Here is a 21,528-nt window from a genome sequence, read left to right on the forward strand (position 1 = left end):
AGCCGGGGGCGGCGGGTTCCCCCGCCGCCCCCGGTCCGGTCAGGGGTAGCTGACGAGGTTCACCGGCACGGTGTTCGTGCCCTGCGCGGCGCCTCCCGTGTCGTTGATGACGTGGGTGATCGATCCGTTGCCGCCCAGCGAGACGGTGAGCAGGCTGTGGAACCTCACTCCGGACTTGATGGGCGCCTCGAAGCCGTGGTACGCGGCGATGGTCGGATCGACGTTGAAGTAGCAGTAGCTGCCCATCCCCCAGCCCTCGAACGTGCTGACCGCGTCGGCGACCTTGACGGCGGCGTAGCCCACCCGTGAGCCGTTCATCCAGGCGGACGCGCTCGGTGGATCGTACGGCAGCTCGTTCTGGAAGAAGATGATGCGCCCGTTGTTGCCGTTCCAGATCACCTCGTGCTTCTGGTAGTGCTCGACGAACAGGCCGAGCCCGGTGACGTTGTTGCCGTTGACGATGAGGCCGGTGTCGGCGGTGTTCACGGTCCAGCCGATGCCGGTGCCGTGGTCGCCGCGCCACGCCCAGATGTGGTCGATGAGGGCGTCGTTCTGGTTGACGACCAGGCTGGTGGTGGCCTTGCCCGCGCCGGCGCCGCCGATGCGGAAGAAGACGTCCTGGATGGAGGTCGGGTTGGCGGCGTGGCTCGCCGTCGAGCCGGCCGTGCCGACCTGGAGCAGGACCGGCGAGTTGGTCGGGCCGGCGTCGAAGAGCAGCCCGGCCAGCCGGACGCCGTCGACGTCGGCGACGGTCATGGGGGTGACCCCGTTCTGCGGGATCAGCGTCGGGTAGCCGACGCCGAGCACCAGGGTGCCCGGGCGGTTGACCGTGATGGTCTGGCTGACCGGGTAGATGCCGGGGGTGAAGAGCAGGTTGAGGCCCTGCGCCAGGGCCGCGTTGATGGTGGCGGCGGAGTCGCCCGGCTTGGCGACGTAGAACTGGCTCAGCGGCACCGAGGTGCCGGGCGTGGCGCCGCCCAGCCAGGACGCGCCGCTGGCGTTGGTGCGGGTGGACGGGACGAAGACCTGGTAGGCGCCGCTGCCGTCGAGGTAGAGGTACGGGATGTCGCGGCTGACCGGCGTCTGCGCCAGGGTCGTGTACGCCGGGTCGGGGAAGCTGGTGGCGGGCGCCCCGACCACACCCGAGTTGGTCACGTTCCACACGGCGTTGAGGTAGCCGCCGACGTTGCTGTCCCGGGTGTACCACTGCTGCTGCGAGTACGGCTGGACGACACCGGTGACCCGGCTGTCCGCGATGTAGCCGCCGCTGGCCCAGCCGTAGCCGTTGGGGGCCAGGTTGAGGTCACCCTGGATGTCCATGCGGCGGAACGGCGCGGCCTGCGAGACGGCCCACCGGGTGAACCCGGCCGACGGGAAGACCTGCATGTTGGACGCCGAACGCCAGAAGTTCTGGGTGGCGTTGCCGTTGAACCAGCCGGCGTCGACCGTGACGTCGCCGTGGATGCGGACGTCGCCGGGGTTCCGGCCGAGCCCCATGATCGAGGTGTAGAAGCCGATCTGCGCGTTGATGCCGGAGTAGTCGCCCGGCTTGAACATGAGGGCGTACCGCTGGGTGCCGAACTGGTTCGACTCCTGGGTGCGGAAGACCGCGTCGAGCTGGCTCTGGATGCTGGCGCTCGACATCGACGGGTCGAAGGTGAGCACGTTCGGCCCGAGCGACCCGCCGCCCGGGATGGTGCCGCCGCCGGTGGTGTTCACGGTGAGCTCCCAGAGCGAGTATCCCCAGCCGGTGGCCCGGGCGGTGCCGTACATCCGAAGGTAGCGGCCGGAGCCGCTGACGGTGAGGGTGTCGGTCCCGCCGTCGCCGGTGGTGGTGGCGTACACGGTGGTCCAGGCGGCGCCGTCGGTCGAGGTCTGGATCTGGTACGCGCGGCCGTAGGCGGCCTCCCAGCTCAGCACGACCCGGCAGAAGGTACGGACGCTGCCGAGGTCGACCTGGAGCCACTGCGGGTCGCTCGCGGCGCTGGCCCAGCGGGTGGTCGTGCTGCCGTCCACCCCCGCCGCGGCGGGGGTGCCGGCGTTCTCGGTGGACGAGGCGGTGGCGGGCCGGCCCTGCGCCGCGTTGGTCGCGGTGTCGCAGCCGGTGCCGCCGCCGGTGCTGCCGTGGACCTGGAACTCCCACAGCGAGTAGCCGTAGGCGGTGGCCCGGGCGGTGCCGGTCATCCGCACCCAGCGGCCGGTGCCGCTGACCGTGAGGTCGTCGGTGCCCCCGTCGCCGGCCGCGGTGCTGAAGACGGTGGTCCAGGTGGTGCCGTCCGTGGAGGTCTGGACCTGGTACGACCGCGCGTACGCGGCCTCCCACACCAGGGTGACCCGGGAGACGGTGGCCGTGGCGCCGAGGTCGACCTGGATCCACTGGGGATCGGCGAACGCGCTCGACCAGCGGGTGCCGGTGTCCCCGTCGGTGGTGTTGCCTGCCGGGGTGCCGGCGTTCTCCACCGAGGAAGCGGTGGTGGGCCGGCCCTGCGAGATGAGCGGGTCCGCCGCCCGGACCGGGGACGGCGGGGCCACCAGCGCCACCGTGGCGAGCAGCGTGGCCAGCGCGGCGAGCAGCCGACGCAGTGGCGGGCGGGGTGGACTGAGGTGCGGCGGGACGGGTGACATGGGCGTCTCCGGGGCGGGGGTGGTGGGGAACGGGGCGACGAACGGGTTTCCGGCATGTTGCGGTCACCCGCCGTTCCCGCTGGACCCTTCCTCCGAGAAGCGACGCATGTCAATTCTTCGAACCCTTACGCGAAGCTTTTTTCGCGTCTTGTGAAAAGTCCGGAACTAAGCGCGGGGGCGGCCGCCGGGGTGGTGTCCGGCGGCCGCCGCTCGGCGTCAGCCGACCGCGCAGGCGGTGCCATTGAGGGTGAAGGAGGTGGGCTTGCCGGTGTCACCGGTGTGCGTGGCCTGGAAGCCGATGTCGACCGAGCCGTTCGGCGCGATGGTCCCGTTGTAGGAGACGTTGCGGGCCGTCACCGCCCCGCTGGTCGGTGCGTAGGTGGCGTTCCAGCCGTTCGTGACGGTCTGCCCGGCGGGCAGGGTGAAGGCGAGGCTCCAGCCGTTGACCGCCGTGGCGGCGGTGTTGGTGATCGTGACGGACGCGGTCAGCCCGGTGTTCCACGCGTTCACCGCGTACGCCACGCGACACCCGCCGGACGGCGGCGGCGTGCTGGGCGGCGGCGGCGTCGTCGGTGGCGGCGTGGTGGGCGGGGCGCTGGTCGGCGGCGGGCTCGTGGGCGGGGTGCTGGTGTCCAGGCCGAAGAACCGCACCGCCTGGGCCGCGTCGACCGGCAGGTTGTGCGAGACGCCCTGCATGCTGATCGCCTCGACCGTCGCGGTGCCGCCGGTGCCGCCGTACCGGGTCCGGGTGTAGCCGGACTGCGGGCTGTCGGTGTACGCCGGCGTCTGGCTCAGCCCGTTCACGTTGGTCCACTGCTTGATCTCTTCGGTGAAGTTCGGGTAGCGCAGGGTCTCGTCGTTGGTCCCGTGCCAGAGCTGCATCCGGGGCCGCCGCCCGCTGTATCCGGGGTACGCGTTGCGGACCAGGTCACCCCACTGCTGCGGGGTCTTCACGACCTGGCCGTTGGCGCACTCGCTGTTCCACTCCGAGCCGTTGGTGGTGGCGAAGCAGCCGAAGGGCACGCCGGCGAACGCCGCGCCCGCGCTGAACACGTCGGGGTAGAGCCCGAGCAGCACGTTGGTCATCATGGCGCCAGAGGAGACGCCGGTGGTGAAGATCCGGTTCGCGTCGACGGGGTAGCGCTGCCGCACGTAGTCGACCATCGACTTGATGCCCACCGGGTCGCTGCCACCGTCGCGGCGCAGCGCCTGGGGCGAGGAGACGTCGAAGCACTGGCTGCTCCGCGTCACCGACGGGTAGACGACGAGGTAGCCGTACCGGTCGGCCAGCGCGGCGAACTGGGTGCCGGAGTACATGGCCGGCCCGGAGCCGGTGCAGTAGTGGTTGACCACGAGCAGCCCCGGCCGCGCCGCGACGGTGTTCGGGACGTACAGGTACATCCGCAGGTTGCTCGGGTTGGCGCCGAAGTTGGTCACCTCGGTCAGCGCGGCCGCAGCGGCGGAGCCGGGGGCGGTGAGCGCGGCCAGGGCGGCCAGCCCGGCGGCGACCACGGCGGCGCCGAGCAGCCTGAGTCTTCTCCTTCTGGGCAGCATGGCATCTCCTCAGGTGGTGGGGACGCCGCGCAGGGCAAGGCCCGCCCGCGGCGTGCTCGCCGGCGAGGCGCCTACGACGGCGGCCCGGACCCTCGGAGACGAGATAGACGGCCGCGAATCAACGCGGTCCGAACGCGAGTCTAGGTCCCGGCCGCGGGGCCGACAACAAGTTCCGGAAACGCTGGGCGCCATGCCGACGACCAGACGCGCTACAGTGCATAACAAACGTTCGGTACGCACAATGGAGCGACATGTTCTCCCTTCCCCTCACCGACCGCGCCGACCTGCACCCGCTCGCCCCGTGGCAGGCGGCGGAGTTCGCCGACTTCGTCGCGCGCACCCGCGCCCACCTCGCGCCCTGGCTCCCCTGGGCGCACACCGTCACCGACACCGACACGGCCCGCGCCTTCCTCCAGCGCTACGCCGACGCCCAGGCCCGCGACGCCGGCTTCATCTACGGCATCCGGCTGGACGGGAAGCTGGTCGGCGGCACCCTGTTCCGCACCTTCGACCCGGCGGCCGGCGTGTGCGAGATCGGGGTCTGGCTCGCGCCGGAGGCCGAGGGGCACGGCCTGGTGACCCGGGCCGTCCAGCGGATGATCGACTGGGCGCTCGGCGAGCGCGGCCTGGCCCGGGTGGAATGGCGGACCGTCCCGCACAACACGCGCAGCCAGGCGGTGGCGCGGCGGCTGGGCATGACCCGGGAGGGCGTGCTGCGCGCCGCGTTCCCCTTCCTCGGCGAGCGGCTCGACATCGAGGTCTGGTCGCTGCTGGCCACCGAGTGGCGCGCCACCCGGCCGGCGGCCGGCGCCCGGGAGTAGTGCCGGGGGTCCGGGGCGGGCAGGTCAGACGGTGATGACGACCTTCGCCCGCGCGTGCTCACCTTCGAGGTACCGGATGGCCCGGGGCACCTCGTGGAGCGGGTACGTCCGGTCGATGACCGGGGTGAGGCGGCCCGCCGCGGCGTGGGCGCGCAGGGTGTCGAGGTGCTGCCGGCCGGGCGCCGTGGCCAGCGTGACGATGCGGTGCCGGACGAAGGGCGCCAGCAGCCGGCCGCGCGCGATGAGCCACACCGGCCCGACGAGGCTGCCGCCGCGGTATACGCCGCCGCCGGAGAGGACCAGCGTCCCGGTCGGGGTGAGCGCCCGCCGGAGGGCGGTGAGCGAGCGGTTGCCGACCAGGTCGAACACGACGTCGTGACGGCCGGCGTCGCGGGTGAAGTCGTCGCGGGTGTAGTCGACGACGTGGTCGGCGCCGAGGGAGCGGACCAGGTCCACGTTGCGGGTGCTGCACACCCCGGTCACGGTCGCGCCGAGCACCTTGGCCAGTTGGACCGCCAGCGTGCCGACGCCGCCGGAGGCGCCGTTGACGAGCACCCGGTGACCGGGCCGCACCCGCCCGGCGTCGCGCAGGCCCAGGAGCGCCGTGATGCCGGCCAGGGGCAGTGCGGCCGCCTGCTGCGGCGTCAGGTTCGCCGGCTTGGCGGCGACCAGGGCCTCGGGCACGCAGACGTACTCGGCGAACGCGCCGTTGGCCTCCCCGAGGTCGCCGAAGACGGCAACACCCGGACGCACCTGTCGAACGTGGGCGCCGACGGCCTCGACCCGGCCGGCGAAGTCCCGGCCCCGGATCCGCGCCCGGGGCCTCGACCGGCCCATCGCCAGCCGCGCCAGCCGCGGGTCGCCGCGCATGGCGTGCCAGTCGTAGGCGTTGAGCGCGGCGGCCTCCACCCGCACGAGTACCTGGTCGGGGGCGGGCACCGGCGTGTCCACCTCCGCGAGCGTGAGCGTGTCCGGCGGTCCGTACCGGTCCTGCACGATCGCCTTCATCTTTCCTCCCTCGGGTGTACGCCGTACACCTGACGGTAGGTGTACGGCGTACACCCGTCAAGGGCGTTATGGTTCCTACGCCGCCGGAAGACGAGGATCGAGATGGCTGAGCAGGCTGAGACGCTGCGCCGGGCCCCGTTGAGCAGGGACCGGATCCTGCGTGCCGCCATCGCGCTCGCCGACCTGACCGGGATCGAGTCCCTCAGCATGCGCAACCTCGCCCAGGATCTGGGCGTCGTGCCGATGGCCCTCTACAAGCACGTGGCCAACAAGGACGAACTGCTCGACGGCATGATCGACGTGGTCGTCGATGAGATCGACCCGCCGGTGCCCGACGCCGACTGGAAGCAGGCGGTCCGCCGGCGCATCCTGTCGGCGCGGGAGGTGCTGCGGCGCCACCCCTGGGCGCCGCTCGCCATCGAGTCGCGGAACATGGCGACACCGGCCATCCTGGCCTACCTCGACTCGATGGTCGCGACGTTCCGGGCCGGCGGGCTCTCCGCCGACCTCGCGCACCACGTGATGCACGCGATGGGCAGCCGGATCCTGGGCTTCAGCCAGGAACTGTTCGACGCCGCCCGGACCGCCGGCCGGTCCGGCACGACCAACCCGGAGCCGCCGGCGGGCTTCCCGCCGGAGGCCGCGGCCCGGTTCCCGCACCTCGCGGAGATCGCCACGGCCGCGTCCCACGACGACGAGTCGGTCGTCGGGCAGGGCTGTGACGACCGGTTCGAGTTCGAGTTCGCGCTGGACCTGCTGCTGGACGGCATCGAACGGCTGCAACGGCAGGGCTGGACCTCGTCCCGCCGGCCCCGCTGAGGCGGGACGCCTAGACCGCCTCGGCGGCGGTGCGGCGGCGCACCTCGGCGAGCATCTCGTCGACCGAGCCGGCCGGGTCGGTGACCGGGAACTGCACGGCCCGCACCACCGCCTCCGGGTCCAGCAGCAGGGTGAGCCGTTTGAACCGCGCCACGCCGCCGGCCCGGAAGGTGGGCAGCAGCAGGCCGGCGGCGAGCCGACCGTCCTGGTCGGAGAGCAGCGGGTACGGCAACCGGGCGTGCGCGGCGAAGGCGGCGAGCTGGTCGGGACGCTGCGTGCTCACGCCCCGCACCTCGGCCCCGGCCGCGTGGAACAGCGGGTGCCGCTCGGCGTACGTGCGCGATTCGAGCGTGCACCCGACGGCGCCCGGGATCTCCCCCCAGCTCGGCGGGAGGGCCGGGGCGCCCGGCGCGAACGCGCCCGGGAACAGGTAGAGCACCGTCCACCGCCCGGGCGCCGCCGGTGACTCCGTGCCGCCGTCGTGCCGGGCCAGGCTCATCGGGGGTACGCGCCGGCCGACGAGCCGGTGCACCCGGCGCGCCTCGGCGGAGTCCGCGTCGGCGGTCGCGGTCAGCCCGCCGTCGCCCATCACGTGCCGGGTGCCCCAGTCCTGGAGGGCGACCAGCACCGGCAGCAGGGCCTCCCCCTTGGCGGTGAGCAGGTAGTCGTGGCGCGGTGGGTGCGCCGAGTAGGGCTCGCGGCGCAGCACGCCGTGCTCGACCAGCCCGTTGAGCCGCTCGGTGAGCGCCCGCCGGCTCACGCCCAGCTCGCGCTGCAACCCGTCGAAGCGCGTGGTGCCGCCGGCGACCTCGCGCACGATCAGCACCGTCCACCAGTCCCCCAGCACGCCGAGCGCCTGCGCGATGCCGCAGTCGGCGTCGCCGAGGTCCGCCCGTCTCACATCCCACCTCCCGCTCGACCCGGAGCCTCGACTATAGTCCGTTTCAAATTGGAACTCACTGGCTCGGATCGGGGGTTGGCGGCATGTCCGTCGAGCAGGGGGCCGGGGTGTTCTGGCGCTGGTGGGCCGCCGGCACCACCAGCTCGGTGGGGTCGGCGGTCGGCGCCGTCGCGTTGCCGCTCACCGCGCTGACCGTGCTGGACGCGTCCGCGTTCGAGATGGGCCTGGTGGCCGCCGCGAGCTACGTCGCCTGGCTGGTGATCGGGCTGCCCGCCGGCGTGATCGTCCAACGGCTGCCGCTGCGCGGCGCGCAGGTCGGCGCCGACCTGGCCCGGGCCGTCGCCGTGGCCTCCGTGCCGCTCGCCTGGTGGTGGGGCCGGCTCACGGTCGCCCAGCTGGTCGTCGTGGCGCTGGTGGTCAGCTTCGCCAACGTGCTGTTCGACGTCGCCAACGCCACCTTCCTGCCGGCCATCGTCGGCCGCGACCAGCTGCACGCCCGAAACAGCCTCACCTCGGCCACCCACGCCGCCACCCAGCTCACCGGCCCGTCCCTGGGCGGCCTGGCGGTGCAGGCCCTCGGCGCCGTGCCGGCCGTGCTGGTCGACGCGGCCAGCTACCTGGTCTCCGCCGCGCTGCTCGGGTCGCTGCCCGCCCGCCGGGTCGACGCCCCGGACCGCTGGCCCCCGGTCCGCGCCATGATCGGCGAGGGCTGGCGGTACGTCACCCGCCACCCCGTGATGGGACCGACCATGTGGACGGCCACCGCGGTGAACTTCGTCTGCGGGGCGCAGCTCGCCGTCTACCCGCTCTACCTGGTCCGGGAACTGCACGCCCCGGCCGCGCTGGTCGGCGTGCTGCTCGCGGTCGAGGGGGTCGGCTCGCTGGTCGGCGCGGCCCTCACCCCGTGGATCACCCGGCGGTGGGGCACCGCCCGGTCGCTGCTGGTCGCCTGCGTGGTGGCGGTCGGCGGCGCGTTCCTCGTGCCGGTGGGCGCCGGCTGGCCGGCGTACCTCGCGTTCGCGGCCGGCAACGTGGTCTTCGCCGGTGGCGTGGTGGTGCTCAGCGTGACCACCCGCACCTACCGGCAGACGGCGAGCCCGCCCGACCTGCTCTCCCGGGTGATGGCCACCGTCCGCTTCGTCTCCTGGGGTGCCATCCCGGTCGGCGGGCTGCTCGCCGGGGCGCTCGCCGGGCTGGCCGGCGCCCGGGTCACCCTGTTCTGCTTCGCCGCGGCCACCGTGCTGGCTCCCCTGGCCCTGTTGCTGTCCCCCGTACGCCGCCTGCGCGACCTGACCGACCTGCGGGTCGACGAGCCGACCGTCCCGGAGACCGTCGCCGCGCGGTGACCCCCGCTAACCGGCCTCCGCCGCGCCCCAGTCCCACATGGCCCGCAGGACCGGCAGCAGCGCCCGGCCCCGCTCGGTGAGGGTGTAGGTCACCCGAGGCGGCCAGGACGCGGTCCGGTGCCGGGCCACCACACCGGCCGCGGTCAGCTGGACCAGGCGATCGGTCAGCACCTTGTCCGACAGGGTCGGCAGCGCGTGCGCGAGGTCGCTGAACGAGTGCGGGCCCCGGGCGACCGCGCCGATCACCAGCGCGGTCCAGCGGCCGCGCAGCGCGGCCAGGGTGACCTCCACCGGGCAGGACGGATCGGGGCGGGCGTCCGGGCCGGAGCAGAGCTGTCGCAGGTCCACCCCGTCGTGGCCAACCGTTTGGTGAGTCACGAGACCGCCTCCTAGCGTTCGGCACGGCCCTTCGTCGCCAGCTCAGGGGGAACCATGCGCATCCACCATCTCAACTGCGGCTCCATGCGGGAGGTCGCCCCACCGTCCGATCCGGACGGCGCGCTCCGGCCGTTGCCCGCAGTCTGCCACTGCCTGCTCGTGGAGACCGACTCCGCCGGCCTGGTGCTCGTCGAGACCGGCTACGGCACGCTCGACGTCCAGGACCCGGAGCGGCGGCTCGGGTCCGACTTCCTCGCCTGGGCCCAGCCCGTCCTCGACCCGGAGGAGACCGCCGTCCGCCAGATCCAGCGGCTCGGCTACGCGCCGGCCGACGTACGCCACATCGTGGTGACCCACCTGCACCGGGACCACACCGGCGGCCTGGCCGACTTCCCACACGCGCGGGTGCACCTGCACGAGGCCGAGCACCGCGCCGCCACGGTCGCCGGAAACGACCGCTACCTGCCGACGCACGGGGCGCACGAGCCGAACTGGGTCACCTACTCCGGCGACGCCGGGGAGCGCTGGCGGGGATTCGACGGGGTGCGGCAGCTCGCCGGCCTGCCGCCGGAGATCCTGCTGGTGCCGCTGGCCGGGCACACCCCGGGGCACGTCGCCGTGGCCGTGCGACGCTCCACCGGCGGCGGCTCCGCGTGGCTGGTCCACGCCGGCGACGCGTACTTCTACCGGGGCGAGGTCCAGCCGGGCCTGCCGCCGACCCCGCCGGCGTTCGACGCCCTCCAGGCGTCCGTGGAGACGGACCGTCCGCTGCGGCTGCGCAACGTGGACCGGCTCCGGGCCCTCCTCGCCGAGCAGCCGGACCAGGTCGACGTCGTCTCGGCGCACGACCCGTGGGAGTTCGCCCGGCACCGGCAGGACGCCCCGGCGAGCCCCGCCTGACGGGCGGGCGCCCGGCGGCGGACCCCGGCGCGGATTCGTCGCCGGCGCTCAGTCCGGCAGGACGGCCGCGGCGACCCGGCGGGCCCGAGCCGGGCGGGTGAGCACGTCGACGTTGTCGAGGTACTGGTCCACGGCGCCGACCGGCGGGCGGGCCCGCAACACCGGGTCGGTGATCGCGGCGCGCAGCGCCGTGGTGAACCGCTCGGCACGCAGGACCAGGAACGGCCGGTCGTGGAACGGCCGGGCGGTCGGGTCGACCGGCTCGGCCAGGCCGGTGTCGTTGGTCCAGGCCGCCACGGTCTCCAGCGCCCGGACCAGCCCGGCCTGCCGCCGGGGCCAGCCGTCCGGGCCCAGGGCCGTGGTCAGCCCGTCCACCACCGGCGCCGCGACGGGCAGCGCGGCGAAGACCGTGCCGAGCCATTTGGCGTACGGGGGCCAGCGGCGGTGCAGCAGCAGGCCCAGGCGCATCAGGTCGCGGGCCAGCGTGGCGGTCACCACCCGGCTGCCCAGCTCGTCGCCGACCTCGGCGCAGCGGCCCGCCAGGTGCTCGACCTGGCCGACCCGCTGCCACCCGGCCGCCAGCACGTGCCGCCAGACGTCGTCCGGGTACCAGGCCAGCCGGGCCCGCACGGCGGTGAGCGCCCCGTCCAGCCCGTCGTGGAACACCGCCCCGCCGGTCAGCTCGGCGAGCCGCTGGGTGGGCGCGGCCAGCCAGTCCGCCGTCGTCATCCCGGCCTGCGGGTCACCGCCCAGCCGGTCGCGCAGCCACGCGCCCAGCTCGTCGACGCTCACCCCGTGCCGCTCGCCGTCGGCGCGGGCCACGCCGAGCCGGACCGTCGGGCCGCCGGTGAACCGGGTCGGCCAGCCGAGGAACTCGGTCGGCAGCTCCGCGTCGAGGACGGCCCGCACCGGCGCCACCTCGGCCGCGTCGGCGACGAAGAGCTGGGTGCGTGGCCCCCAGTCGTGGTCGGTCGACCGCGGCGTGTCCAGGCCGAGCAGCTCCGAGCCGCCGTCGAGCAGCCCCGCGGCGTAGCGCAGGCGCGGCAGCCGGCGGGCCAGCAGCGGGGCGACCACCTCGTCGTGGAACCGGTGCGCCAGGGTCAGGCCGGGTACGAACGTCACCCCGCCAGTCTGCGCACCGCACGCCGATCGCGCGGCCCGGTTTCCGGCCGACGACGGTCAGCGGAGGTGGTGGCGGTCCGCCCAGGGGGAGATGGCGGCGGCGATCTCGGTGGGTCGGTCCTCGGGCGCGTGGTGCCCGGCCGGCCCGCAGGCGACCGTCTCCAGGGCCACCATGTTCCGCGCGCACCAGTCGGCCAGCTCCGGGGTGATCAGCAGGGTCGGTGAGCCCTCGAAGGTCAGCAGGAGCTTCGGCACCCGGTCGCTGGCGGCCAGCCACCGGTCGTACGCCTCGATCCGGGCGACCAGCTCGGCCGGCTCGCCGCCGGCCGCCAGGGACCGGGCCAGCTTCGACACGTAGAGCGGTTCCAGGCCGGTGTGGTCGGCCAGCTCGCGTTGGCTCGGGTGCCGGCCGGCCGTCCCCCACCTCGTCGGTGGGCTGTGCCAGGCTGTCCGCGTGGCACACCGACCCCCGATCCTGCTGATCGACTCCCCGAGCCTCTACTTCCGCGCCTACTTCGGCATCCCGGAGTCGGCGGCGAAGACGGACGACGGCCAGCCGGTCAACGCCGTCCGCGGCTTCCTCGACATGCTGGCCCAGCTCGTCCGCACCCGGCGGCCGGACCGGATGGTCTGCGCGCTCGACCACGACTGGCGACCGGCGTGGCGGGTGGAGCTGCTGCCGTCGTACAAGGCCCACCGGGTGGCGCCCGAGGGCGGCGAGGTGGTGCCGGACACCCTCTCCCCGCAGGTGCCGATGATCCTGGAGGTGCTCGACGCGCTCGGCATCCCGGCGGTCGGCGCCACCGGCTACGAGGCCGACGACGTGCTCGGCACCCTCTCGGTCACCCAGCCCGGCCCGGCCGAGGTGGTCTCCGGCGACCGCGACCTCTTCCAGCTCGTCGACGACGCCCGCCAGGTGCGCCTGCTCTACGTGGGCCGCGGCGTGGCCAAGCTCGACGACTGCGACGACGCCGCGGTCCGGGCCCGCTACGGTGTGCCCGCCGACCGCTACGCCGACTTCGCGGCGCTGCGCGGCGACCCGAGCGACGGCCTGCCCGGCGTGCCCGGGGTGGGCGAGAAGACCGCCGCCCGCCTCATCGAGCGCTACGACGGCCTGCCCGGCATCCTCGCCGCGCTGGACGACCCGGGCTCCGGCTTCGCCCCCGGGCTGCGCACCAAGCTGAACGCCGCCCGCGACTACCTGGCCGTCGCGCCGAAGGTGGTCCGGGTCGCCACCGACGTGCCGCTGCCGGAGCTGGCCACGGCGTTGCCCACGGCGCCGGCGGACCCGGACCGGCTGCTGGAGCTGGCGCAGCGGTGGAACCTGGCCGGCTCGTGCCGACGCCTGGTGGACGCCCTCGCGATGCCCCGGTCCTGACCGGGACGGCCGGGTCGGCCCGGCCGGATCAGGCCGCGGCGACGACCGAAAGCGGTCAGCGGCGGCCGGCGTCCCGGCGGGACGGGAACGGGGTGCCCGGCTGCCCCAGGGTGGACCGGGCGCGCAGGCCCACCGGGTCCGGCGCGGGCTCCGCAGCGGCGGCCTCCGGCAGCCCGTCCCGCCGCGAGTCGAGATACGCGGCGCCGGCCCGGTCGTCGTCGGTCGGGGCGGCGAGCAGCGCGTACACCAGCCCGACCACGCCGAAGACCACGGCCAGGATGATCGGCACCAGCAGGCTGCTCGCCTCGGCGCCGGCCAGGTCGCCGCGCGACTCGTGCGGGTGCACCGACAGGGCGCTCATCCCGGTGAAGTGCACGCCGTTGACGGCGACGCCCATGACCAGGGCGGAGGCGGCGATGGCCAGCCCCCGGCGGACGGTCATCGACAGCCAGAGCGCCACGGTCGCCGCCACCACGGCGACGCCCACGGAGAGCGCCACCCGCGCCCGGTCGTAGCCGAGGGTGCCGTCCAGGCGCATGGCGGCCATCCCGGTGTAGTGCGCGGCGGCCACCCCGGCGCCGGTGAACAGGCCGCCGGCGATCAGCCGGACCGCCGAGAGCCGGCGGGTGCCCACGATGGCGAGGCCGAGGCCGACCGCGGCCACCGCGATCGCCGTGCTGGCGGCGGTCAGCGGGACGTCGTACCGGATCCGGGTGCCCGCGACGGCGAAGCCGAGCATCGCCATGAAGTGCATCGCCCAGATCGCCGTGCCGCCCAGGGCCCAGGCGGCCAGGAGACCCCACCAGGCCCGCTGGCCGGCGCCGGTCGCGGTCCGGAGCCGCCCGGCGCAGACCAGCCCGAGCGCCGAGCCGAGCACGGACAGCGCGTAACTGAGCGCGGGGGTGATCCACCCGTACTCGAAGTGATTGATCTCCGCCACGACGGCCTTCCTCCCGGCTGGTTACCGGCGCGTAACACTTGCGCCCCGGCAATCATGTGGGAGCCGCTGACCAGGCGCGACACCACCCCCCGGACGTTCCGGGGGGTGGTGTCACAGTGACAGAGCGATGCGTCGATTTTCGGCCGGCGGTGACCGAAAGTGATGATCAGGCGGTGGCGTGGTAGGCCAGGACGCCCCGGTTGACCGCCGCGATCGCCTGCCGGGCGGTCGAGCGCAGCTCGGTGGACGCACCGCCGGAATCGGCGAGCTGGCCGAGCAGGTCGACCACCTGCCGGGCCCAGCGGACGAAGTCGCCGGCCGGCATCTCGCCGTCGATCTGGTGCCCGCTGGCCAGCACCTTGGCCAGGGCCTCGCCCCGTGCCCAGCGGTAGATCGGCCAGGCGAAGCCGAGGTCCGGCTCGCGGGTGACCGCCAGGCCGCGGGACGCCTCGTCGGCCTCGATGTCACCCCAGAGCTTCAGCGTCTCGTCGACCGCCTCCGCGACCGGGCCGCGGGGCAGACCGGCCCGCTCGTCGACGTCCCGGCGGGCCTCGAACACCACCACCGAGACGGCGGCGGCCAGCTCGGCCGGGGAGAGCCCGTCCCACAGCTTGCGGCGCAGGCACTCGGCGACCAGCAGGTCGGCCTCGGTCCAGATCCGGCCGAGCATCCGGCCGGCGTCGGTCACCTCGCCCTCCGGGGTGAGGTAGCCGCGCGCGGTCAGCAGCGCCACGATCCGGTCGAAGGTGCGGGCCAGCGAACCGGTCCGGCCGGCCACCCGCTGGCGCAGCTCCTCGGTGTCGCGCTCCAGGCGGCGGCGCCGCTCGGCCCAGCGGGCGTGCTCCTCCCGCTCGGGGCAGGCGTGGCAGGGGTGCCGGCGCAGCTCGGTGCGGAGCTGGCTGAGCCGGTGGTCCTCGCCGACCGCCTGCCGGGAGCGCCCGCCCCGGCGGCCTCCGTGCCGGTCCAGCCCCGTGCCGCTGACCTCGGCGGCCAGGTCCCGGCGGGCCGCCGGCGAGCGGTGGTTGAAGTGCTTCGGCACCCGGATCCGGGCGAGCACCTCGGCCGGCGTGGTGAAGTCGCCGGGGCTGACCCGCCCCGCCCAGCGGTCCTGGGTCAGCACCAGCGGGCGGGGCTCACCGAAGCCGCCGGTGGCCGGGTCGAGCACCACCGCGAGGCCGGCCCGCCGGCCCGAGGGCACCCGGATCACGTCGCCCACCCGCAGCCGCTCCAGCGAGGCGACCGCCGCCGCCTTGCGCTGGGTCTGCCCCTGCCGGGCGATGGCGCGCTCCCGGTCGGCGATGGCCACCCGCAGGGCGAAGTATTCGTCGAAGTCGCCCTGGTGGCAGGTCGCCTCGACGCCGTACGCCTCGATGGTCTCGGTGTTGCGCTGCACCTGCCGGGCCAGGCCGACCACCGACCGGTCCGCCTGGAACTGCGCGAACGAGGACTCCAGCAGGGCCCGGGCCGGCTCCGCGCCGACGGTGCCGACCAGGTTGACGGCCATGTTGTAGGAGGGCCGGAAGCTGGACCGCAGCGGGTAGGTGCGGGTCGAGGCGAGACCGGCGACGTGCCGGGGGTCGGTCTCCGGCGACCAGACCACCACGGCGTGCCCCTCGACGTCGATGCCGCGCCGGCCGGCCCGCCCGGTGAGCTGCGTGTACTCCCCCGGGGTGAGGTCGACGTGCGCCTCGCCGTTGAACTTGACCAGGCGCTCCAGCACGACGCAGCGGGCCGGCATGTTGATGCCCAGGGCGAGCGTCTCGGTGGCGAAGACCGCCTTGACCAGGCCGCGGACGAACAGCTCCTCGACGACCTCCTTGAACGCGGGCAGCATGCCGGCGTGGTGGGCGGCGAGCCCGCGCTCCAACCCGTCGAGCCACTCCCAGTAGCCCAGCACGGTCAGGTCCTCGCCGGGGATGGCGGTGATCCGCGACTCGACGACCTGCCGGATCTCGGCGCGCTCCTCGGGCGAGGTGAGCCGCAGCCCGGCGGCCAGGCACTGCTGGACGGCCGCCTGGCAGCCGGCACGGCTGAAGATGAACAGGATCGCCGGCAGCAGGTTCTCCCGGTCCAGCCGCTCGACGATGTCGGGGCGCAGGGGACCGCGCCACCGGGGTCCGCGCCGGCCCGCGCCGGGGCCGGCGCTGCGCCCCTCCCCCAGCTCCAGCCGGCGGACGGTGTCCCGGGTGTAGCGCAGCAGCTCCGGGTGGACGTCGTGCTTGCGGGCGGCGTCGGCGTCGTGGAACAGGTCGAACATCCGCTTGCCGACCAGCATGTGCTGCCAGAGCGGCACCGGGCGGTGCTCGCTGACCACCACGGCGGTCTCACCGCGCACGGTGACCAGCCAGTCGGCGAACTCCTCGGCGTTGGAGACGGTGGCGGAGAGCGAGACCAGCGTGACCGAGGCGGGCAGGTGGATGATCACCTCTTCCCAGACGCCGCCGCGGAACCGGTCGGCGAGGTAGTGCACCTCGTCCATCACCACGTAGGCCAGGCCCTCGAGGGTGGCCGAGCCGGCGTAGAGCATGTTGCGCAGCACCTCGGTGGTCATCACCACCACGGGCGCGTCGCCGTTGATCGCGTTGTCGCCGGTGAGCAGGCCGACCTGCTCGGCGCCGTAGCGGTCGACCAGGTCGTGGTACTTCTGGTTGGACAGCGCCTTGATCGGCGTGGTGTAGAAGCACTTGCGGCGGGTGGTCGGGCCCCCGCCGCCGTCGGCCGCCGCCGGCTTGCCGGGCGTGCCGCGCAGCGCCAGGTGTACGGCGAATTCGCCCACCACGGTCTTGCCGGCGCCGGTGGGAGCGCACACCAGCACGCCGCTGCCCCGTTCCAGGGCCTCGCACGCCTCCCGCTGGAAGTCGTCGAGGTCGAACCCCAGATCGCGGGCGAATTCGTCCAGGGCCGGGAAGGCGGAGGCCTGCGCGGCCCGGCGGCGCGCCGCGGCGTACCGCTCGGCGGGGCTCGACATGTCACCAAGATTAATCGGTGGGGCCGACCGCCACCGGCCAAGACCGACCGGCAGGTGGGTCGGAGCGGGTCGGTAGGGTGCACGACGTGCCGGATCATGCCGAACCGCCCCGAGTCTCGAGCGGCGCCGACGACGCCGTCCGCCCGAGCCCGTCCCGTCGCCCCGTGGAGGCGGTGCTCTTCGACTTCCACGGCACCCTCGCCCAGGTGGAGGAGCCCCGTGAGTGGGTGCTCGCCGCCGCGGCGGCCTGCGGGGTGGAGCTGGACCGGGTGCGGGCCACCGCGCTGGCCGACCGGCTGCTGACCGCCGGCCGGGCGGGCGGGCCGCTGCCGGCCCGGGTGCCGCCCCGGCTGGCCGAGCTCTGGGCCGACCGGGACCTCTACCCGCACGCCCACCGGGGCGCGTACACGGGGCTGGCCGAGACCGTCGACGCCGGCATCGAGGGGTTCGCCGACGCGCTCTACGAGCGGTTGCTGATTCCGGACGGCTGGGTGCCGTACCCGGACACCGAGCCGGTGCTGGGCGCCCTGCGGGAGGCCGGGGTGAAGGTGGCGGTGGTCAGCAACATCGGCTTCGACCTGCGGCCGCTGTTCGCCGCCTGGAAGCTGGACGGGCTGGTCGACGCCTGGGCCCTGTCCTACGAGGTGGGGCGCTGCAAGCCGGACCCCGGGATCTTCCTGCGGGCGTGCGGGATGCTCGGCGTCGATCCCGAGCGGACGCTCATGGTGGGCGACACCCCCGCCGACGCGGGCGCGGTGCGGGCCGGCTGCGGGGTGCTCGTGCTGCCCTGCGCCGACCCGGGCCGGCCGAACGGGCTGGGCGCCGTCCTCGACCTGGCCCTGCGGACCTGACCGCGCTGGTCCCGACGGCCGGGCGGCCCGCCGGCGGTGGGGCTGACCAGCGGCGCTAGCGTAACGGCATGACGTCCGACCGCTCCTTTCGTTCCCGGGTACCCGGCCGGCTCTCCGGCGGCCGGGCGGGTGCGGTCGGGCTGGTGCTCGGCGGGGCGCTGTCGGTGCAGTTCGGCTCGGCGGTGGCCGCGCTGCTGTTCCCGCGTACCGGGGTGGCCGGGGCGGTCACCCTGCGGCTGACCATCGGCGCGCTGCTCATGCTGGCCGTGTGCCGCCCCCGGCTGCGCAGGCACGGCCGGGGCGACTGGGCCGCCGTGGTCGCCTTCGGGCTGGCGCTGGCCGGCATGAACTCGATCTTCTACCAGGCGATCGAGCGGATCCCGCTGGGGCCGGCCGTCACCCTGGAGGTGCTCGGGCCGCTGGCGCTGTCCGTGGTCACCGCCCGGCGGCTGGCCGCCTGGTGCTGGGCCGGGCTGGCGCTGGCCGGGGTGGCCCTGCTCGGCCAGGGCGGGTTCGACCGGCTGAACCCGGTCGGCGCCGCGCTGGCGCTGGCCGCGGGCGCGCTCTGGGCCGCGTACATCGTCTGCTCCGCCCGCGTCGGCGGGCGGTTCCCCCGGGCCGACGGGCTGGCCCTCGCGCTCGCCGTGGCCGCGCTGGTCACCCTGCCGATCGGGCTCGTCGGCTCCGGCGGCCGGCTCTGGCACCCGGCGGTGCTGGGGCTCGGCACCGGGCTGGCCCTGCTCGCCTCGGTGCTGCCGTACACCCTGGAGCTGCTGGCGCTGCGGCGGCTGCCCACGGCGACCTTCGCCGTGCTCATGAGCCTCGGGCCGGCGATCGCCGCGCTGGCCGGGTGGCTCGTGCTCGGTCAGTCGCTGCACCCCGTGGAGGTGCTCGCCATCGGCCTGGTGATCGCCGCCAGCATCGGCGCGGTACGGGCCGGCGCGCCGGCGGCCCCGCCGCCGCCCGCCGGGCCGGGCGCCGAGGGCGCCGCGCTGGTCAGCGCAGCAGCCGCACCGCCGCCGGCACCGCGCTGATCCGCACCGGGAGGTCGAACGCCCGCTCCCCGTCCACGTACGTGGTGATGCCCTCGGCGTCCAGCTCCACGGTGCGGGCCCGGTAGCTGCGCACCAGTGGGTGCGTGACGTGGGTGCCCTGGTAGATGCGGGGCTTGACCCGCATGAGGGTGCGCCGGTCGAACCGGCCGCCCACCACCACGTCCAGCAGCCCGTCGTGCGGGTCGGCGTCCGGGCAGATCCGCATGCCGCCGCCGTAGCTGGCCGCGTTGCCGACCGCGACCAGCACCGCGTCGACCTCCTGCTCCACCCCGTCCAGGCGCAGCCGGTAGCGGCGCGGCCGCAGCCGAGCCAGCTCGACGAGGATGGCCAGGTCGTAGCGGCGCGGGCCGCGCGGCCAGCGCATCCGGTTGGCGCGCTCGTTGACGATCGCGTCGAAGCCGGCGGCCAGCACGGCGCCGTACCAGCGGTCGCCGCCCGCGGGGGTGGTCAGCCGGGCCAGGTCGACCGGTTGGGCCCGGCCGGCGCGCAGGGCGTCGGCGATCACGTCGACGGCGGCGAGTGGATCGGCCGGGAAGCCGGTGTCCACGGCGAAGTCGTTGCCGGTGCCGGCGGGGACCGGACCGAACGGCACCGCCGTGCCCGCGACCGCCTGCAAGGCCCGGTGCACGGTGCCGTCCCCGCCCACCGCGACCAGCGCCCCGGCGCCGCCGGCCACCGCGGCGTGGCACGCCGCCTCCGCCTCCTCCGGGGTACGCGCCCGCAGCAGCTCGACCGGCCGGCCGGCGCCACCCAACCGCTCCAGCAGCCGGGGCAGCAGGCCACGGTGGCGTCCCCGGCCGGCGGTCGGGTTGGCGAGCACGGCCACCGGGCCGGGCGGGACAAGATCGTGCGCGGTCACGGCGAGCACCGTACGGCACGAGCCAGGCCGTTCACCAGGGGTGACACCGTCCCGTGCCGGGGCCGGCCGGGGCGCGCCGGGTCAGAAGGTGATGCGCACCTTCAGCGCGGTCCGCTCGTCCATGGCCCGGTAGCCGTCCGGCACCCCGTCGAGGGTCACCGACCGGTCGAAGACCGGGGACGGGTCGATGGTGCCGGCCAGCACGTCGGCCAGCAGTTCCGGGATGTACGCCCGGGCCGGTGCGACACCGCCCGCGAGGGCCACGTTGCGGTTGAACATCTGCCCGATGTCCACCCCGGCGCTGCCGCCGTGCGGGACCCCGACGTAGCCGACCGCCCCGCCGTCGCGGGCGATGGAGATCGCCGTCCGCATCGAGTCCTCGGTGCCGACCGCCTCCAGCACCGCGTGCGCGCCCTGCCCCTTGGTCAGCTCCCGCACCGCGGCGATCGCCGCCTCGCCGCGCTCGGCCACCACGTCGGTGGCCCCGAACGAGCGGGCGATGTCGGTGCGGGCGCTGTGCCGGCCCAACGCGATGATCTGCTCCGCGCCGAGCCGCTTCGCGGCGAGCACCCCGCAGAGCCCGACCGCGCCGTCACCGACCACGGCGACGGTGGCCCCGGGGCGGACCCGGGCGGCCAGGGCGGCGTGGTGACCGGTGGCCAGCACGTCGGAGAGGGCCAGCAACGCGGTGAGCAGCCGCTCGTCGCCGGCCGCCTCGGCGGGCAGCGTCACCAGGGTGCCGTCGGCGTACGGCACCCGGACGGCCTCGCCCTGACCACCGTCGGAGCCGACGGACCCCCAGAAGCCGCCGTGCGGGCAGGAGGTGTGCAGCCCCTCGCGGCAGAAGTCGCAGGTCCCGTCGGACCAGACGAACGGCGCCACCACCAGGTCGCCGACCCGCACCGAGCCGACCTCGGCGCCGACCGCCTCGACCACACCGAGGAACTCGTGCCCGATGCGCTGCCCCGGCTGCCGCTGCGCCACCCCGCGGTACGCCCACAGGTCGCTGCCGCAGATGCAGGCCAGCACGACGCGGACGACGGCGTCGGTGGGGGTACGGACGGCGGCGTCCGGCACCTCCTCGACCCGGACGTCGTTCGGGCCGTGGATCACGGTGGCGCGCATGTGCGGGGTCCTCCCGGTGGGCGGGGCGGGCGCCGGGCCGGTGCGGCCGGCGGCGGGGCGGGCGGCCCCGGGCGAACACTAGACCGCCCGGGACACGCCGTGAGCCCGGTTTCCCCGCCGGGTGGCGGGGCTCACCGTCAGCGCACGACGAACCGCCGGCTCACCGGCTCGACGCCGTCGCCCTGGACCTTCAGCGTCCAGTTGCCGGCGCCGCCGAGCACCACGACCGCCTCCGCCTTGCCGCTCGGCTCCACCTTGATCTCGGCAGCCGCCTTGGCGTCCGGGTCGAGCACGCGCAGCGTCCGGGCACCGGTGGTCTTGTTCGTCACCCGCAACGCGATCTTCTCGCCGGGCTCGGCGATCAGCCCGTCGGCGCCGGTGATCCCGGCCGCCGTCAGCTCGACGGCGACCTCCCGGTCGTACGCCGTCTCGGCCGCGGCGCTGGCCACCGCGCCGTCGTCGGAGACGGTGATCCGGGTCCGCATGCCGTCGCCCTTCCGCCCGGGCTTGCAGGCGACCTCGTACAGGCCGGTGGCGAGGGTGGCGCTCAGGTCGCCGGTCTTCCCCGGCGCGACCTCCGCCGTCTCGGCGACCACCTTGCTGAATCCGGCCTTCTCCCGGCCGTAGAGGTAGACCCCGGTGGCCTGCTGCCCCCGGTTGGTCACCGTGAAGGTGACCGCGCCCGGGTTGAAGAGGGTGGTGGAGACCTCGCAACTGGTGTCGGTGGCGGTCACCGGGACCTGGCTGCCCTTCGGGGCGGGGTCGTCGTCACCGCAGGCGGTGAGGGCGGCGGTGGCGCAGATCGCGACCACGACGGCGGCGGTACGGCTCTTCATCGGCTCTCCGGAGCGGAGGTCAGCGTGCTGACCAGGACGGGC

The 21,528-nt window shown here is 74.9% G+C and carries 19 protein-coding genes; 7 read left to right on the top strand and 12 right to left on the bottom strand.

Annotated elements, in window-relative coordinates; all coding sequences use genetic code 11:
* Nucleotides 1-39 precede the first annotated feature (39 nt).
* A complete protein-coding gene (locus FXF50_RS06005; protein WP_148426192.1) occupies nucleotides 40-2,625 on the bottom strand; it encodes a discoidin domain-containing protein in 2,586 nt (861 codons plus the stop codon).
* A 216-nt stretch (nucleotides 2,626-2,841) separates the two neighbouring features.
* Nucleotides 2,842-4,179, bottom strand: coding sequence for a PHB depolymerase family esterase (locus tag FXF50_RS06010; RefSeq protein WP_148426193.1), 1,338 nt, complete (start codon nucleotides 4,177-4,179; stop codon nucleotides 2,842-2,844).
* A 251-nt stretch (nucleotides 4,180-4,430) separates the two neighbouring features.
* Between FXF50_RS06010 and FXF50_RS06015 the strand changes: the two genes are divergently transcribed.
* Nucleotides 4,431-5,000 (top strand): GNAT family N-acetyltransferase, encoded by a 570-nt coding sequence (locus tag FXF50_RS06015; RefSeq protein ID WP_148426194.1) that lies wholly within the window; start codon nucleotides 4,431-4,433, stop codon nucleotides 4,998-5,000.
* Between the two features lie 24 nt (nucleotides 5,001-5,024).
* Here the strand turns inward: FXF50_RS06015 and FXF50_RS06020 are convergent, their stop codons facing one another.
* Nucleotides 5,025-6,008: an NAD(P)-dependent alcohol dehydrogenase gene (locus FXF50_RS06020; RefSeq protein WP_148426195.1), complete on the bottom strand. Its 984-nt coding sequence runs from the start codon at nucleotides 6,006-6,008 to the stop codon at nucleotides 5,025-5,027.
* Nucleotides 6,009-6,110: 102 nt separating this feature from the next.
* Here FXF50_RS06020 and FXF50_RS06025 point away from each other — a divergent pair, with 102 nt between their 5' ends.
* Nucleotides 6,111-6,827, top strand: coding sequence for a TetR/AcrR family transcriptional regulator (locus FXF50_RS06025; protein WP_148426196.1), 717 nt, complete (start codon nucleotides 6,111-6,113; stop codon nucleotides 6,825-6,827).
* Nucleotides 6,828-6,837: 10 nt separating this feature from the next.
* Here the strand turns inward: FXF50_RS06025 and FXF50_RS06030 are convergent, their stop codons facing one another.
* A complete protein-coding gene (locus tag FXF50_RS06030) occupies nucleotides 6,838-7,728 on the bottom strand; it encodes a winged helix-turn-helix transcriptional regulator (RefSeq protein ID WP_148426197.1) in 891 nt (296 codons plus the stop codon).
* 83 nt (nucleotides 7,729-7,811) lie between these two features.
* On the opposite strand from FXF50_RS06030, the gene FXF50_RS06035 reads away from it, so the two are divergent.
* Nucleotides 7,812-9,074 carry an MFS transporter gene (locus FXF50_RS06035; RefSeq protein WP_148426198.1) on the top strand — a complete coding sequence of 421 codons (1,263 nt, stop codon included), beginning with the start codon at nucleotides 7,812-7,814 and terminating at the stop codon, nucleotides 9,072-9,074.
* 6 nt (nucleotides 9,075-9,080) lie between these two features.
* Here FXF50_RS06035 and FXF50_RS06040 read toward each other — a convergent pair whose 3' ends face one another.
* The gene (locus FXF50_RS06040; protein ID WP_148426199.1) at nucleotides 9,081-9,452 is read right to left on the bottom strand and encodes a helix-turn-helix domain-containing protein; all 372 of its coding nucleotides are present in this window, start codon (nucleotides 9,450-9,452) and stop codon (nucleotides 9,081-9,083) included.
* A gap of 54 nt (nucleotides 9,453-9,506) precedes the next feature.
* Between FXF50_RS06040 and FXF50_RS06045 the strand changes: the two genes are divergently transcribed.
* A complete protein-coding gene (locus tag FXF50_RS06045; RefSeq protein WP_148426200.1) occupies nucleotides 9,507-10,352 on the top strand; it encodes an MBL fold metallo-hydrolase in 846 nt (281 codons plus the stop codon).
* Nucleotides 10,353-10,400: 48 nt separating this feature from the next.
* On the opposite strand, the gene FXF50_RS06050 is transcribed toward FXF50_RS06045, so the two are convergent.
* Nucleotides 10,401-11,474 carry a DUF4037 domain-containing protein gene (locus tag FXF50_RS06050; protein ID WP_148426201.1) on the bottom strand — a complete coding sequence of 358 codons (1,074 nt, stop codon included), beginning with the start codon at nucleotides 11,472-11,474 and terminating at the stop codon, nucleotides 10,401-10,403.
* Between the two features lie 57 nt (nucleotides 11,475-11,531).
* The gene (locus FXF50_RS06055; protein ID WP_222866007.1) at nucleotides 11,532-11,828 is read right to left on the bottom strand and encodes a hypothetical protein; all 297 of its coding nucleotides are present in this window, start codon (nucleotides 11,826-11,828) and stop codon (nucleotides 11,532-11,534) included.
* 100 nt (nucleotides 11,829-11,928) lie between these two features.
* Here FXF50_RS06055 and FXF50_RS06060 point away from each other — a divergent pair, with 100 nt between their 5' ends.
* A complete protein-coding gene (locus FXF50_RS06060) occupies nucleotides 11,929-12,852 on the top strand; it encodes a 5'-3' exonuclease (protein ID WP_148426202.1) in 924 nt (307 codons plus the stop codon).
* A gap of 55 nt (nucleotides 12,853-12,907) precedes the next feature.
* Here the strand turns inward: FXF50_RS06060 and FXF50_RS06065 are convergent, their stop codons facing one another.
* Together FXF50_RS06065 and FXF50_RS06070 are read right to left on the bottom strand one after the other, a co-directional pair.
* Nucleotides 12,908-13,792, bottom strand: a complete 885-nt coding sequence (locus tag FXF50_RS06065; protein ID WP_148426203.1) for an MHYT domain-containing protein — start codon at nucleotides 13,790-13,792, stop codon at nucleotides 12,908-12,910.
* 166 nt (nucleotides 13,793-13,958) lie between these two features.
* Nucleotides 13,959-16,760: an RNA helicase gene (locus tag FXF50_RS06070; RefSeq protein WP_148426204.1), complete on the bottom strand. Its 2,802-nt coding sequence runs from the start codon at nucleotides 16,758-16,760 to the stop codon at nucleotides 13,959-13,961.
* Nucleotides 16,761-16,846: 86 nt separating this feature from the next.
* Here FXF50_RS06070 and FXF50_RS06075 point away from each other — a divergent pair, with 86 nt between their 5' ends.
* Both FXF50_RS06075 and FXF50_RS06080 read left to right on the top strand, forming a co-directional pair.
* Nucleotides 16,847-17,611: an HAD family hydrolase gene (locus FXF50_RS06075; protein WP_148426205.1), complete on the top strand. Its 765-nt coding sequence runs from the start codon at nucleotides 16,847-16,849 to the stop codon at nucleotides 17,609-17,611.
* A 68-nt stretch (nucleotides 17,612-17,679) separates the two neighbouring features.
* The gene (locus FXF50_RS06080; RefSeq protein ID WP_148426206.1) at nucleotides 17,680-18,645 is read left to right on the top strand and encodes a DMT family transporter; all 966 of its coding nucleotides are present in this window, start codon (nucleotides 17,680-17,682) and stop codon (nucleotides 18,643-18,645) included.
* Here the strand turns inward: FXF50_RS06080 and FXF50_RS06085 are convergent.
* From FXF50_RS06085 to FXF50_RS06095, 3 genes are all read right to left on the bottom strand, one after another.
* Nucleotides 18,608-19,534: a diacylglycerol kinase gene (locus FXF50_RS06085; RefSeq protein ID WP_148426207.1), complete on the bottom strand. Its 927-nt coding sequence runs from the start codon at nucleotides 19,532-19,534 to the stop codon at nucleotides 18,608-18,610. The genes FXF50_RS06080 and FXF50_RS06085 overlap by 38 nt on opposite strands.
* 72 nt (nucleotides 19,535-19,606) lie before the next feature.
* Nucleotides 19,607-20,650 carry a zinc-dependent alcohol dehydrogenase family protein gene (locus FXF50_RS06090; protein ID WP_148426208.1) on the bottom strand — a complete coding sequence of 348 codons (1,044 nt, stop codon included), beginning with the start codon at nucleotides 20,648-20,650 and terminating at the stop codon, nucleotides 19,607-19,609.
* Between the two features lie 137 nt (nucleotides 20,651-20,787).
* On the bottom strand, nucleotides 20,788-21,486 hold the full coding sequence (locus tag FXF50_RS06095) for a hypothetical protein (protein ID WP_148426209.1): 699 nt from the start codon (nucleotides 21,484-21,486) through the stop codon (nucleotides 20,788-20,790).
* Nucleotides 21,487-21,528: the final 42 nt, after the last annotated feature.

This window comes from Micromonospora sp. AP08, assembly GCF_008085935.1.
Classification (GTDB): Bacteria; Actinomycetota; Actinomycetes; order Mycobacteriales; family Micromonosporaceae; genus Micromonospora; species Micromonospora chersina.